The organism is Caulobacter sp. FWC26, assembly GCF_002742645.2.
Lineage (GTDB): Bacteria > Pseudomonadota > Alphaproteobacteria > Caulobacterales > Caulobacteraceae > Caulobacter.
The window spans coordinates 526297-540397 of sequence record NZ_CP033875.1; the positions used below are offsets into that span (position 1 = coordinate 526297).

Here is a 14101-nt window from a genome sequence, read left to right on the forward strand (position 1 = left end):
GCAAGGTCGTGATCTAGGCCTTCGCCGGGGCCGGCGCGGCGTCCAGTTCGCCGCGCTCGCGCGCCTTCCTGCCATAGACGAGCTCAAATAGCGGACTGGCCATTACGGTGGTGACGATGGCCATCAAGACCAGCATCGAAAACAGCGTCGGGCCGATGATACCCTTCTGTAGGCCGATATTGATGATGATCAGTTCCATCAGGCCGCGCGAGTTCATCAAGGCGCCGATACCCATGGCGGTGGCGTGGTCCTCGCCCGTGAGGCGGGCGGCGACGTAGCAGGCGCCCCACTTGGCCAGGATCGACACGGCCAGGACGCCCAGCGCGATCAGCAGCAGCTCGGCCGAGTTGACCATGTCCATCCGGGTGTTGAGGCCCGAATAGGTGAAGAACATCGGCAGCAGCAGCACCACGGCCAGGGGCTCGACCTTCTTCTTCAACTCCTCGGTCAGGCGGCCGCGCGGCATGACCACGCCCATGATGAAGCCGCCGAAGATGGCGTGGATGCCCACCGCGTCCATCAGGAAGGCCGAGACGCAGAACGCCAGGATCACCAGGGCCAGGGCGTGCGTGCTCATCTCGCCCTCGCGCTCGACCATCCGGCCCAGCGGCGCCAGGATCTTCGGACCCAGGTTCAGGACCAGCAGCATCCACAGCAAACCACCGCCGATCGCCAGGATCGCCACGCCCGGCCCGCCGCCGAAGGTGGCCAGCACCAAGGCCAGCACGCACCATGACACCGCGTCGTCGAACGCGCCGGCGGTCAGGGACAGGGTGCCCAGCGAGGTCTTCTGCAGGCCGCGTTCGTTGATGATCCGCGCCAGCATCGGGAAGGCGGTCAGGGCGATGCAGGCGCCCATGAACAGGGTCGCCGCGCCTTGGCTGATGGTCTGCGCGAACAGCCCCGGAACCTTCAGCAGGAACGGCGTGATGATCGCCGCCAGGGCGAACGGCGCGGCGATGCCGGCGAACGACACGCTCATCGCGCTCTTGGCCTTGGCCTTGAAGTGCTCGACCTGAAACGTCGTGCCGACCATGAACATGTAGAGGCCCACGCCCAGTTGGGCGCCGACATAGAGGATGTTGCGCGTCTCCTTGGGAAACAGCGCCAACTGGAAGTCGGGGAACAAAAGCCCCAGCAGCGAGGGGCCCAGGACGACGCCGGCGATCATCTCGCCCACCACCTGCGGCTGGGCCAGGAGCTTGTTGCCCAACCAGCCGACCACCCGGCAGGTGACCAGGATCACCGCCAACTGCAGGAAGAAGTGAATGGAATAGTCGCCAACAGTGTAGCTTTGGGCCGCCGCTGTGGTGGCCGGACCGTGGGGCGATAGGATATCGGCCGCCGTCTTCAGCGTGTCCGCAAGCAGGTCTGACACCTCTGTACGCTCCCCAAAGCCATGGCGCTGGCTTTTTGCCCAGCCTTATGGCGCCCGAACAGGGCGCGCACGCGCGCTGTACGGATCGCTCAGTTTGACAGCCTTGTCACCCGACGAAATCCCTCCGCTCAGCCTCGCAGGTTGCGGCGCAGGCAGGAGCGTGACGCCGAAACTGGGAACCGATTTCGGCGTAAGTCACGCTCTAAGTGTTTGATTTAGAAAATAATTTATTGCGACAAAACGCTTCTATTTTGACGGGGGCCTCAGTTCGGCGCCACGGCTTCGAAGCTGACGCCCTCCAGGATCACGTTGTCGTCGATCCGCCAGACCTTGAGCGTATGGCGACCGGCGGCGACATCGGCGAACGTGTGATCCAAGGTCACACCATTGTCGATCACGGCCTTGTACCAGGCCTTCTGCCCCACCGTGACGGCGCCGCCCCCGGTCGCGGACAGGCGCGCGGTGAGAATCTGGACCTCGCCGTCGTCGAGAGAAACACCCAGCCGGACACCCTCGCCGCCCAGGGTGTCGAGCGTTGGGGCGATCCGCACGGCCACCCGCGCCGGACCGGCGCGCGCGGCGGAGACGTCGAAGCCGAGCCACATCTTGTCCTGAACGCCGGTGGCGGGACGCCCCTGCGGCCAGGCGATCACCGCCTTACTGCGACCCAGGTCCGAGATCGTCTTCCAGGCCAGTCCCGCTCCCTGTGAGGCGCTGGCGTAAGCCGTCGCCGGGATCGCATAGTCGCGTCGAACCGCCGCCGGGCGCGCGAAGACGACCTTGGCCGCCAGCTTCTCCGGCGGTGTGTCGGCCGCGACCCGGACGACGCTGGGCATGGTCTGTTCGGTAGGATCGTTCCAGATGACGTAGTTCATGTGGACCTGGTTCATCATCCCGGCCCACTTGCCGCCGCCCAGCGCGTGGTATCGCGCGGTCAGCTCCGCGTCGCGCCGGAAGGTCGCTTCGACGATATCGGCGAAATAGTTGGCGCGCGCATCGTTGCGGGCGGCCAGCCGACGGTTCCACGCCGTGGCGTAGTACATCTCATAGAGGTTGGAGAGCGCCAGAACCGGATGCTCGACCAGTTGGAAGTAGGCGTCCTGCTGGTCGGGACGAACCCTCGTCTTGGTGTCCTCGACGGCGCGGACAAGCGCCCGCCAGGCCTCGACCAGGGCTCCGAACTCGCCGCCGTCCAGCACCGCGCCAGCGCCTTCGCCGAGCCGGAAGGTGTCCGGATCGATCAGTTCGGGCTTACGGCGGGCGGCGTAGGTTCCGTAGGTCGCCAGGATCCGCCCGATCTCCGGACCAAGTTCGGGACCGAAGGTTTCGCCGGCCCAGCGACGGGGGAAGGTCTCGAGCGCTTCGGGCGTCATCGCCTCCGGATTCCACGCCATGCGCATGAAGAACGACAGCGGATATTCCATCGGCTTGATGTCGCCGACATTGACGATCCAGAGGTTTTTGGCCCCGCGCTGATAGGCCAGATCCATCTGCTGCCAGACCTTGGCGACCTGGTTGGTGTTGATCCACTTGTAGTTCCGGGGCGCCCCGACATAGTCGAAGTGGTAGTAGACGCCGTAGCCGCCGGCGCGATCCAGGCGGTCCTTGCCCGCCACCGGCAGCCGGCGGATCTGGCCCCAGTTGTCATCGGCGAACAGCAGGGTCACGTCGTCGGGCACGCGCATGCCGTGGTCGTAGTAGTCGAGCACTTCCTTATAGAGCGCCCAGACCTGCGGGGTTTTCTCCGGCGGCTTGCCGGTGACGTCGGCGATGATCGCGCGCTGGTCGCGGACGATCGTTTCGAGCAGTTCGGTGGCCGCCCCCTCGGCCATCGGTTCGTCGCCGTCGCCGCGCATGCCGACGGTGATCAGGCTCTCGTAACCGACGCCATCGCCCTTGGACATCATCCGCTCGACGCCGCCGCGCCAGAACGTCCGCAGGTTTTCGGCGTTGGTGGCGTAGTCCCAGCGGCCGCCGGTGACGCCCTTGTCCTTGTTGCGGTGCCATTCGTCCTGCGCCCGGGTCATGGGCTCGTGGTGGGAGCTGCCCATCACCACGCCCATCGCGTCGGCGAGCACCTTGTTGTCCGGATCGTCGTCATTGAACGCCTTGGGCGCCCACATGGCGGGCCAGAGGTAGTTGGCCTTCAGCCTCAGCATCAGTTCGAAGACGTGCGCATAGGCCTTGGCGTTGATCCCGCCGAACTTGGCTTTCGCCCAGCCGCTGAACGCCGGGTCCTCATCATTGATGAAGAAGCCGCGATACTTGACGCGCGGATGATCGGCGCGCGCGCCGGCGCCCAGATACAGCGCCGAACGCTGCGTGACCGGCACGTCGGCCCACCAGACCCAGGGCGACACGCCCATCCGCTCCGACAGGTCATAGGCCCCGAAGACGGCGCCCCGCCGGTCGGAGCCGACGATGACGAGGGCGCGCTGGATCGCAGGGGTCGGCCGCTCGACGACCACCTGGCGGTAGCCCTCCCACTGTCCCGCCAAATCCTGGAGCTGGAGCTTGCCGCTTTGCACCAGCGCGTCGATCGTCGGGCTCTTGCCCAGTTGGCCCAGAATGATCGTCGGCCCTCGCGCATCGGCTAGCGTCGCCAGCGCGGCCGCAGGCCGTCTGCTGACCCGCCCAAGGTCCTCGCGCAGGCTCGCAGCCGCATGGCGCACCGCCGGGTCAGCCTCAGCGTCGACATACACATCGGCGGGGACGCCGCCCTCGATCAGCGTGAAGCCGCCCGAACGCTTGGTGGCGCAGACATCGACGGGCGCGACGCAGGCCATGGCCGCCGAGGCGACCATCGTCACAATCAGCGTCAGGGCGAGGCCGGCCGCGTGGCGGGTCTGGACCCAGGAAAGGCGACGCCATGCCCGCCACGGACCGCTGACGCGGCCGGCCGTCTCAAACCCAATCACCACGCGCTTCTCCCCGGCATCCTGGTTTCGGGCAGGGTCGAGGACCGGTCCAGACCCTTGGGCTGGACGCATGGGGACCGACGACATGACCGCACCAGATTGTAAACTGGTCAGGCCACAGGTCAGCACAACAGTGATGTTACCGCAATCATTTCCACTCCCACCCTAGGCGGGATCTTGCATTGTCGATAAATAACAGGGCCTTGCCCGTCCGGTCGGAACAACTGGAATGGTCAGATGAGTTCGCGCTCAGAAGTCGACGGCGACGCCCTTTTTCTCCCAGTCGCCGAAGCGCGTGGGCTCAGGGCCGTCGCGCCGTGTTGACGCGCCTAGCCAACAGCGTCAGCCGGGGAGCCGGCGCGGTCGTGATTGCACCGTCCAACAGATCATGATCAAGGTTTGGTCTCGAACAGCGACCAAGCCGGTGGTTCTGCAGTTTCTGAGCCGGAGAGATGGGTTGAGCAGCTACACCTTCATCTGTCTGACCGGCAATCAGGTCGCGACCTTTGTCGATCCGCAGCCGATCGGCGTTGAGGCCATCCGGGCCCACGCTTTCAAGCTGCTCCGCGAGCACGCTAGCGCGGCGGTGATAGAGATCTGGCGGGACGAGCAGCTGGTCGATGAGGTCGTGCGCGAAGGCCTTCGGCCGGCGCGCGCGGTCTTCGGTGTAGGCCAAGGCCGGGGCGGCGAGCCGGTCTAAGCTGCGCCTTGGTCATCGATGGCGCTCCCTGACCAGATTGGTGGAGAGGCGGAACTTGGCGGCGTCTATGGCTTAAGCGTTCGCCAAAAGCGGCGAGACGACCTCTTCGGGGATCGCGATGGCGTCGTTGGCCGGGTCCATGGCCTTGCTGCTCACCGTCCTCTGGAGGCGAGTTCAATCGGGGCCCTTGAAACAGTGGCGCGCTGGCGCGCCAGCAAGACGATAGGGCTCTTGGACGTCTTTAGATGCGGCGGGACACTGGCGCCATCCCATCTTGGTCAGGCGCCTGCGGCGTTTGAGGGGGCGGACAGAGGAAATGGACCGAGCGGAGGCGCTGGGTCTTCAAAGGCGAACAGGGCGCAATTGATCTCTTGAACCGTTTCGGCGCCCTTCGCGCGCGGACCGCTCCATGGGGCGCGAACGCCTTGAGGATTCAGGCTCGGATTCCGACGGCCGCTAACTCGCGAACGAGCCTGCGGACCTGCCTCAGCTGGTCTCTGGCGTCCTCTTCACTGTCGGAGTTTTCAAGCAAGCACGCCACATAGCCGTCTTTTGTTCGCCGAATACTGCCTTGCGCATGCAGCGCGATAAAACGGCGGCGGACAGTCTCGTAGGGCTGCTGCAACGATGCGGCGATCTGCTTGACGGTCAGCGGTTGCAAGCTGCTATTGGCCTCGGCTGGGTAACGCAGGTTTTCCGCCGCCAAACAAGCGAACACGATCGCCTCCAAGAGGTCGCCCTGGTGCCGCTCGAGGGCGGCCACGCTCCACCTCAAGAGAAAGTCCGCGGCGATGCGGACTCCAGCCCGGCTAAGGGACGACTCGTCCGAGGCGATGCTCATGCCCGCCGCTTACGCTCTCGGCGGGGTTTTAACAACGGGCGAGAAAAGGTGGCGAATCGTCGCAGGGCATGGGCGTCGCAGCAAACTCGCCCGAGGTTTGAAGCGAGCTTAGCCGCGCATGGGCTGCAAGCTGCGCGGCGGGGTCTTCCCAAACCGCCGCGCGCCGGCGAAAGCGACCGCATCAAGGTGTCGCTCCAGGCGCGAGCGGGTTCAGCCCGCTTGGTCCAGGGCTGTGGTTCTGACGTTTGGCCAGCACAGCCCTTACCCATGGCCAAGGGGGGCGCGGCGGGCCAGCGTGGTGAGCGCCAGCAGCAGAGCCGCCGCCAGCAAGGCCGCGTCGATCAGCCAGCCGATCGGGTCGGCCATCGTGCTTGCATAGAGCGCGGCATGGGCGAGCGCGACCAGGGCTAGCAGACCCGCTGTGATCCAGCGCAGCGCTTTGGAAACCCCGGCCGGCGTCCCAACGAGGGCCGAGGCGCAGGCGGCCAGGGTGGCCAGGCCCCAGACCGCCACAGGCGCGGGGCTGGGCGACAGGAGGCCGACCAAGGCCGAGAACGCATAGGCTAGCGGCTGGCTCCAAGCGAAGGCGACCCATAGCCGCTCCCAGCGCGGCGCTGGTCGGCCCTTGTCGCGGCGACGCGCCAGCCAGATCGCAACGCCGCTGGCGGTGACGGTGGTGAGACCAAGCCCCAGGAGAAAGTAGGCGATCTTGACCGGCCAACCGCCAAACCAGCCAAAATGCAGTGGGGTCATGGCCGAGAGCAGCTCCAGGCCCAGAGCGCCGCTTTCATAGCCGACCTCGCCCAGACTCCGGCCCTCGCCGTTCACCACGACGGTCTCGCCGCGCGACAGACGCGCTTCAGTCGCGACATTGACGAGGGCGTGCTGGCCGCGCTCCCCGGGATGCTCGAGATAGATGTAGGTTGGCCGGGCGTTGGGATAGCCGACCGCGACGGCGCCGAGCACCGCAGCCATGTCGATGACCTTGGCCGCCGGGCGGGGGTCGTCCTGGACGTTTGGACCTTGAAACAGCGCATAAGCCTTGCTGGTGTCGCCCTTGAAGGTGGCCAGAGCCAGAACGCCCACGATGATCGTTGTCAGGCCCAGGAAGGCGCCGGTCAGCGACACGATCAGATGGAAGGGCAGGCCCCAGACCGATATCCGGTTATGAAGATCCGCCTCCTGCAGGCGTTTGCCGCCGCCCCACCGAAACGCAAAGGCGTCCTTGAAGACGCGGGGGTGGGACAAGACGCCCGACACCAGCGATGACAGGAGCGCCACGCCCGTCAGCCCGACCACAAACCCGCCAAAGGCGCGGGGCAGGTGCAGCGCCGTATGAAGCTTGGCCTGGAACTCAGTCCACGGGATGTGCGCCTCACCGACCAGCCGGCCGGCCTGATCGGCGACATAGGTGTGCTCGCCGCCGTCCGCATCATCGCCATGCACGGTCAGGCGCGGGTGGTCGGGCGTCGGCAGGCGCACAAGCAAGTTGTGGGGTTTGGGAATCTTGGTGAGCGTCGCCTGGACAGCCGCGTCCGCCGCCCTGGGCGAAACCGCGTACAAAACCGGTCCCTGCGGTTGCTCCCAGCGGCTGAACTCCTGGGTGAAGACGGCGATCGATCCCGAAAAACAGACGAGATAGATCAAGGCCGCAAAAGCCAGACCCAGGGCCGAGTGACCGGCCAACATCGCGCGCACGAAGTCGGCCGGAATCCTTGGCCAGATCGGTTTGCCGACGGCTCTTGCCGTCGACGATGGGGTCTTGTCCGTCTTGGCCTCCATCACAGCGCGCCCTTCAGAAAGGCCGCGCCCAAGGTTAGGGTCGCGACGCTGAACAGGACCGCAAAGGCCCGCAGAATCTTGTCGTCGGACAGGGTCCAGGCCATGCCGCCGGCCCACAGGAAGGGGACAATCAGCCCGCCGATGACCATCCGGCTCTGGATCTGGCCCGGCGCGCAGATCGCCACCGCCAAGCCGCAGCCCAAGGCCGCGACGCCGGCCAGAGGACCGGCCAGGAGGCCGCGTAGCCATCCGCGCCAGGCGATGCGGCGGCGGTCCGACGGCTCGGGCGCCAGCTCGCGGGCGGCTTTCTTACGGGCGTTGCGACGCTCGACGCCGCTCGCCACCAAGACCAGGGCCGCAGTCGAGCCCACCGCCAGGATGGCGGCCGGCCCCCGCGCGGCGCCCATCAAGGGAACCGAGGCGGCCAGCGCCAGGGCCAGGAGGCTCCAGCCGCCTAGGATCAACCAGGGGCGCTGCGGGCTAGGGCCGTCCCAGGCGCGCTTCAAGAGCAACACGCCGATGATCGGCGGCAAGACCAGGGGCAGAGACCAGAGCGCGCTCACCAACGGCGCTCCAGGGTCAGGCCCAGGATCCGAGGCTCACCCAGCATCGCCACGCCGACATCCGCGCGGACGTACTGGGCGTAGGTCGCGTTCAACAGGTTCTTGCCGTAGACATAGACACCCCAATGCGGCCGCGCGTAGCCAAAGCGGCCGTTGAACACCACGCGTTCCTTGACGACATCGTCCTGCGCCTGTTGCAGGCCGGCCGAGGAATAGCTGCGAGACCGGTAAGCCCCGTCCAGATGGGCGATCAGGCCGCTCGCCCAGCGATAATCGGCCCCCAGCGCCACGGTCCAACGTGGCGCATAGGGAAACTCCGAGCCCGCCAGGTTGCGGGTGTCGACGCCCGAAGTGATCGCAAAATCGTCGAATTTCGTCTGGGTGTGGCCAAGAGAGGCGTACCACGACAGGGTCTCAGAGAAGCGCTGGGCGACTTCTAGTTCGAACCCGTAGAGGTGCGACTTGCCCGCGTTGCGAACCTCGTAATCGTAACTGTTCAAGCCCAGGTTCACCGTCACCTGTTGGTCCTTCCAGTCGACATAGAAGGCGTTGGCGTTGAGCGTCAGGGTTCCGTCCAGCCAGACGGTCCGCAGCGAGGCCTCATAGTTCCAGGTGTATTCGGGGTTGTAGGCGACGACGCTCGAGCGGGCGGTGTTCACCGTCGAGCCGCCTGAGCGATAGCCGCGCTGGGCCAGCAGGCTGGTGTTGATGTCCGGCGTCCAGTCGTATTTGAGCCCGACCTTGGGGAGGAAGGCCTTGAACGATCGCCTGGTCTTGGGCGCAGAGGAGCTCGCCTGGGCCACCATGCCGGCCACGAAGGCGTTCACCTGGGTCACGTACGGCGCATAGGGGCCAAAGGCCGCCGGGCTGGGATAGGCGCCGGTAAAGCGGGCGGTCTGGGTGCTGGCGCTAGTGTTCGTCTCATGATCGTAGCGGAATCCGCCCAGCAGGCTCAGCCTGTTCGTCAGCGCAAAGCTGGCGTCGGCGAACATGGCGCTGGTGGAGATCACCGACGGCTGGTCGCCGGCATAGTCCACAGGGATCACGGGCAGGGCGGAGATATAGAGGTTGGCGAAGGCGTTGGCCTGAGCGGCCGCAGCGGCCTGTTGGGCCGGCGTCGGGCTGGATGCGTTGGCCAAGAGGGTCGCGGTCAGGACATTGACCAGGGTGGCCCTGGGGAAGTCGACATTGACCTGGCTGGTGCTCTGGTCCGCAGCGTCTCGCCGGGCGTGGTAGAGGCCGATCAGACCTGTCAGACGCGCGCCTTCGTGGTTCAGGCGCAATTCCTGGGAGACCGTATCCGTGTCCTGACGCCGCGCGCCAAAGGACGTCCGGGCGGGCGTAAAATCGATGTCGTAGGTCGCGCTGGTCTTGACCCTGTTCCACGAGGCGACGGCGCTCAGGCTCAGGGTGTCGCTGAGCTTGTAGCCGATGTCGGCGGTGAGAATGTCGGTCTTGGTCTGGGTCCGCGTCGGATCGCCCGATAGGTCCACCCGGTGTTTATAGAACTCGGGCGTATCGATGCGGGCGTAGGTGAACTGATAGCCCGCGTCACGGTCGGCGTGGGCGTAGGTCACGGTCGCCTTCAGGCCAGGCAGGGCGGTGGGGGTGAGCAGCAGCTTGCCCCGGACGGTCAGGCTGTCTAGCGCGTCGACATCCCGCTTCAGCGTCGGGTTATAGATAAAGCCGTCACTGTCCTTCTTTTCAATCGCGGCGCGGAAGGCCAATTGGTCAGGCATGATCGGGCCGCCGGCGGCGAGCGCAAGGCTGCGCTCATCGCCGCTGGCGAGGTTCACGCGCGCCCGAAACTGCGGGGTGTAGGTCGGGTTGGCCGAGGTGATGATTACTGCCCCGGCCAGAGCGTTACGGCCTTGCAGGGTCGATTGAGGTCCACGCAGGACCTCGACCTGGCCGATGTCCCACATCTCCAGCGGACCGCCATAGACCGCCTCGAGCGGCAAGGCTGCGCCATCGACATAGACCGTCGCCAGGCCGCCGGCGCCGCCGCCCGACACGTTCATGTTGCTGACGCCCCGGATCGTAAAACCGGTCTTGCCATAGGTTTCGCTCATGTTCGCCGTACGGGCGACCACGTCATAGAAGGTCTGTATGTTCTCGCGCTCGATGCGCGCGGCCGTGGTGACCGCGACGCTGGTCACGGTCTGTTGCAGCGAACGTGAGGTCTTCTCACCCGTGACGATCACAGCTTCGACGGCGGTGGACTGCTCGTCGTTGGGCGCCCCTTCGGCGTCGATCGCCTCGGCCCAAGCGGTCTGAGCCAGGCTCAGCATTGTGAAGGAACAAACAGTCAGCAGACGGCGACGCATGGATACCCCCGGAAGAAACATGGCGAGGCCGCTACGCTAGATAATATTGCGAGTCAATCTCATATGCGCGCGAGCGCTGAGCCCAAGCACGTCGTCACCCGACCTAAGGCAATGGGGTCATGCCTCGCCTGGGGCCAGAGCCACAGGGAGTCCATGAATGGCCTCGGGGGCGCCGCTGAGGGCCTACAAGCGCTTCCAGCGCTGGTGGCGCGGCGAGGACGCGTCGCTCGGCTGCAGCTTAAGGCTGGTGATGGAGCGGTGTTGAGGCCGTTGATCGAGCCCCAAAGACGCCCTCCATACGGCCATCGCGCTGCGCGCGATGACTTTTTGGTTTTTCCTTTCGCCTGAAACGGGGGTGGGCGGCGCGCCGGTCTAGGCCCGCCGCGGACGCCGGCAACCGGCCTCGCGGCCGGTCCTCCACTTTCGTTCCGGCCCTTCGGGTGCCAGCGCCCGCTCTTGCGGGCCTTCCCGTCGCTCTTCGCCGCCCACCCCCCTTTCCGGCGAAAGGATGCGGGCCTTGGGCGGTGAAGGAGGCCCCTCATGCGCTCGCCCCGTCCTTCTCCCGGCGCGGCCGAACCGTCCCAGGCGCAAGCCCAGTCTGAGACCAAGTCCCAGGCCCGGTCCGGGACCAAGCCGTCCGCCCTGGGTCTTGGCCGCAACCTCTATGAGGAGGTCACGGCTCGGATCGTGGCCCAGCTCGAAGCGGGCCGCTTTCCCTGGGTTCAGCCCTGGACAGGCTCGGGCGCGCCCGCCCTGGGCCTGCCGCGCAACGGCGCCACCGGCCGCCGCTATTCGGGCATCAACATCCTCTTGCTGTGGGACGCGGCCGTCGAGAACGGCTTTGCGACCCAGAATTGGTTGACCTATCGCCAAGCCCAGGCGGCGGGCGGGCAGGTGCGGCGCGGCGAGCAGGGGACCATCGTCGTCTTCGCCGACCGCTTCGTCCCCGAAAAGGAGAAGGAGCGCGCCGCGCGCGAGGGCGGCGAGCCCGGTGCGGTGGCGTTCCTCAAGCGGTTCACCGTCTTCAACCTGTCTCAGTGCGAGGGCCTGCCGGCGCCGGACGAGATCGCTTCGCCGCCCGTGGAGCGCGAGGCGATCCCGGTCGCCGAGGCGCTGATCGCCGCCACGCTGGCGGACTTCCGTATCGGCGGCGAGCGGGCGTTTTACGATCCGTCGAAGGACTTCATTCGCGTCCCGCCGCAGACCGCGTTCGGCGACCAGATCAACTACTACCGCACCTGTTTCCACGAGTTGGCCCACTGGACTGGCCACCCCACGCGCCTGGGCCGCAACCAGTCCGGCGCCTACGGCTCCAAGGACTACGGCCGCGAGGAACTGGTGGCCGAAATGGGGTCTGCCTTTGTCTGCGCGAGCCTGGGCATCGTCCCCACCGTGCGCCATGCCGACTATCTGGGCGCGTGGCTGGAGACCCTGCGCGAGGACAACCGCGCCATCTTCAAGGCCGCCTCGGCGGCCTCCAAGGCGGCCGATTTGTTGCTGGCTTTCGGCGAGGCCGGGGCCAGATCGGACGACGCGGCGGGCGCGCGATGATCCGCTCGCCTTGGCGTCCGCCGACGAAGGCACGGTCCGAGTGATGGCCGCCCGCCACGCCCCGCCGTCCTGACATCCGGCTTTTCCCCTCCGCGCGCCGGGCTCGCCCGGCGCGGGACCTAGCGCCAATCCTGGCGCATCCCGGCCCCGCCCTCATGCCTGGACAGCCTAACGGGCGGGGCCGGTTCACCCCCTGGAGACAAGGAGCGCTCCGATGAAACTGGCTTTCGCAGACCCCCGCAACATGACGATCTCGAAGCTCAACATGCACCATGGGCGGCCCGCGCCCGATGTGTCCGACATCCGGCCCTCCATCGGCCAGCGCGGCGTGCTGGTGCCGATGCTGGTCCTGGAGAAGGTGGCCGACGGCGCTGTGGTCGAAGGTCATTTCGAGGTCGTGGCCGGGGCGCGCCGCCTGACGGCGGCGCTCGCCGAAATCGCCGCAGGCGTCGAGATCGACCCGGTTCCCATCGTCGTCCTAAGCCCCGGCGACGACGCAGCCGCCATCGAGGCCTCGCTGATCGAGAACCTGCAGCACCTGCCGCCCGACGAGGTCTCGACCTGGGAGACCTTCGTCAAGCTGATCAAGGAAGGCCGCACGCCCGAGCAGATCGCCGCCACCTTCTCCAAGAGCGACGTGGCCGTGCGCCGCATCCTGGCGCTGGGCGCCCTCCTGCCGCGCATCCGCCATCTCTATCGGCGCGAAGCCATCGACGTGCCGACCATCCGCATCCTGACCCTGGCCTCCAAGAGCCAGCAAAAGGAATGGCTGGCGATGTTCGACGACCCCGAGCAGCGCGCGCCCACCGGCGTCCAACTCAAAGCGTGGCTGTTTGGCGGCGCGCCGATCGCCACCAAGCACGCGCTGTTTTCCCTCGACGACTATCCGGGCGCGGTCATCGGCGATCTCTTCGCCGAGGACAGCTATTTCACTGACCCTGCCCTGTTCTGGACCCACCAAAATGAGGCTATCGCCCAGCGCCGCGACGCGCTTCTGGCCGAAGGTTGGGCCGCCGTCGAGATCCTAGAAGCGGGCCGATCGTTCGAAAGCTGGAAGCACGAACGTGTCTCCAAGGCCCAGGGCGGCAAGGTCTATATCGCCGCCAGCCAGCGCGGCGAGGTCACGCTGCACGAGGGCTGGCTGACCCCCAAGGAGGCGCGCCGCGCCCAGGCCGTCGCCGCCAAGGCGCTCAAGGCGAGCAGCGCCGGGACGGCGGACGCCGAGGCGCCCGCCGCCCGGCCCGAGGTCACCAGCGGCCAGCAGACCTATATCGACCTGCACCGCCACGCGGCCGTTCGCGCCACCCTGACGGATCATCCGGGCGTGGCCCTACGGTTGCTCCTGGCCCATGCGGTGGTCGGCTCGCCCTACTGGCGGGTCGAGCCCGATCCGCGACGCAGCGGGGCGCAGAGCGTGGCCCAGAGCCTGGAGGCCAGCCCCGCCGAAGCGGCCTTTCGGGCGCGGCGGGCGGCGACCGCCAAGGTGGTCGGGCTCGACGCCGAGCGTGACCTCGTTGGCCAGTCGCCGGGCGGCGGTCTGGCGGGTCTCTTCGTCAAGCTCCTATCGTTGCCCGACGCCGACATCCTGGCGCTCGCCGCCGTGGTCATCGGCGAAACCCTGGCCTCCGGCGGCGAGGCGGTCGAGGCGGTCGGGCTTTACCTGAAGGTCGACACCGGCGCCTTCTGGTCGCCGGACACGGCCTTTTTCGACCTGATCCGCGACCGCGAGACCATCAACGCGATGCTGGCCGAGGTCGGCGGCAAGAAGGTCGCCGACGGCAATGTCGGCGAGAAGGTCAAGACCCAGAAGATGATCCTGCGCGATTGCCTGGACGGGACGGCCGGGCGTCCCAAGGCGGGCAAGTGGACGCCCAAGTGGCTGACCTTCCCGGCCGGGGCCTACACCCAGCGGCCCCTGCGCACCGCCGCCTTAAGCCGGGCGGTCGCGCCCCTTTTGCGCCAGGTGCGGAGTCCGGCGACCGTGGCGGCGCCGCCCGCCGTCGTCGCCGAGCCAGGCGCGGCGGCGACCTAGATGTCGAAG

Annotated in this window: 9 protein-coding genes and 1 pseudogene; 3 read left to right on the forward strand and 7 right to left on the reverse strand. The window is 67.0% G+C overall.

Translation table 11 applies throughout. From position 1 onward, the window contains the following. Positions 1 to 13: 13 nt before the first annotated feature. The 3 genes and pseudogenes from CSW63_RS04110 to CSW63_RS04120 all read right to left on the reverse strand — a co-directional run. A complete protein-coding gene (locus CSW63_RS04110) occupies positions 14 to 1378 on the reverse strand; it encodes a cation:proton antiporter (protein WP_062095397.1) in 1365 nt (454 codons plus the stop codon). 263 nt (positions 1379 to 1641) lie between these two features. After that, positions 1642 to 4299 (reverse strand): glycosyl hydrolase 115 family protein, encoded by a 2658-nt coding sequence (locus CSW63_RS04115; protein WP_246842044.1) that lies wholly within the window; start codon positions 4297 to 4299, stop codon positions 1642 to 1644. A 246-nt stretch (positions 4300 to 4545) separates the two neighbouring features. Then, positions 4546 to 4611 (reverse strand): annotated as a pseudogene (locus tag CSW63_RS04120) (DUF1674 domain-containing protein); the annotation flags it as partial. Between the two features lie 142 nt (positions 4612 to 4753). On the opposite strand from CSW63_RS04120, the gene CSW63_RS04125 reads away from it, so the two are divergent. Further along, positions 4754 to 4996 carry a hypothetical protein gene (locus CSW63_RS04125; RefSeq protein WP_099502843.1) on the forward strand — a complete coding sequence of 81 codons (243 nt, stop codon included), beginning with the start codon at positions 4754 to 4756 and terminating at the stop codon, positions 4994 to 4996. 433 nt (positions 4997 to 5429) lie between these two features. Here the strand turns inward: CSW63_RS04125 and CSW63_RS04130 are convergent, their stop codons facing one another. From CSW63_RS04130 to CSW63_RS04145, 4 genes are all read right to left on the reverse strand, one after another. Continuing rightward, complete coding sequence (locus tag CSW63_RS04130) at positions 5430 to 5837, reverse strand: DeoR family transcriptional regulator (protein ID WP_062096234.1); 408 nt, start codon at positions 5835 to 5837, stop codon at positions 5430 to 5432. Between the two features lie 261 nt (positions 5838 to 6098). After that, positions 6099 to 7619 (reverse strand): PepSY domain-containing protein, encoded by a 1521-nt coding sequence (locus CSW63_RS04135; protein ID WP_062096236.1) that lies wholly within the window; start codon positions 7617 to 7619, stop codon positions 6099 to 6101. After that, positions 7619 to 8182, reverse strand: a complete 564-nt coding sequence (locus CSW63_RS04140; RefSeq protein ID WP_062096238.1) for a hypothetical protein — start codon at positions 8180 to 8182, stop codon at positions 7619 to 7621. Before CSW63_RS04140 ends, CSW63_RS04135 begins: the two co-directional genes overlap by 1 nt. Beyond that, a complete protein-coding gene (locus CSW63_RS04145) occupies positions 8179 to 10509 on the reverse strand; it encodes a TonB-dependent receptor (RefSeq protein WP_062096240.1) in 2331 nt (776 codons plus the stop codon). Before CSW63_RS04145 ends, CSW63_RS04140 begins: the two co-directional genes overlap by 4 nt. Before the next feature lie 540 nt (positions 10510 to 11049). Here CSW63_RS04145 and CSW63_RS04150 point away from each other — a divergent pair. After that, the gene (locus CSW63_RS04150; protein WP_082749480.1) at positions 11050 to 12060 is read left to right on the forward strand and encodes an ArdC family protein; all 1011 of its coding nucleotides are present in this window, start codon (positions 11050 to 11052) and stop codon (positions 12058 to 12060) included. A gap of 214 nt (positions 12061 to 12274) precedes the next feature. Further along, the gene (locus CSW63_RS04155; RefSeq protein WP_062096242.1) at positions 12275 to 14092 is read left to right on the forward strand and encodes a ParB N-terminal domain-containing protein; all 1818 of its coding nucleotides are present in this window, start codon (positions 12275 to 12277) and stop codon (positions 14090 to 14092) included. Positions 14093 to 14101 lie beyond the last annotated feature (9 nt).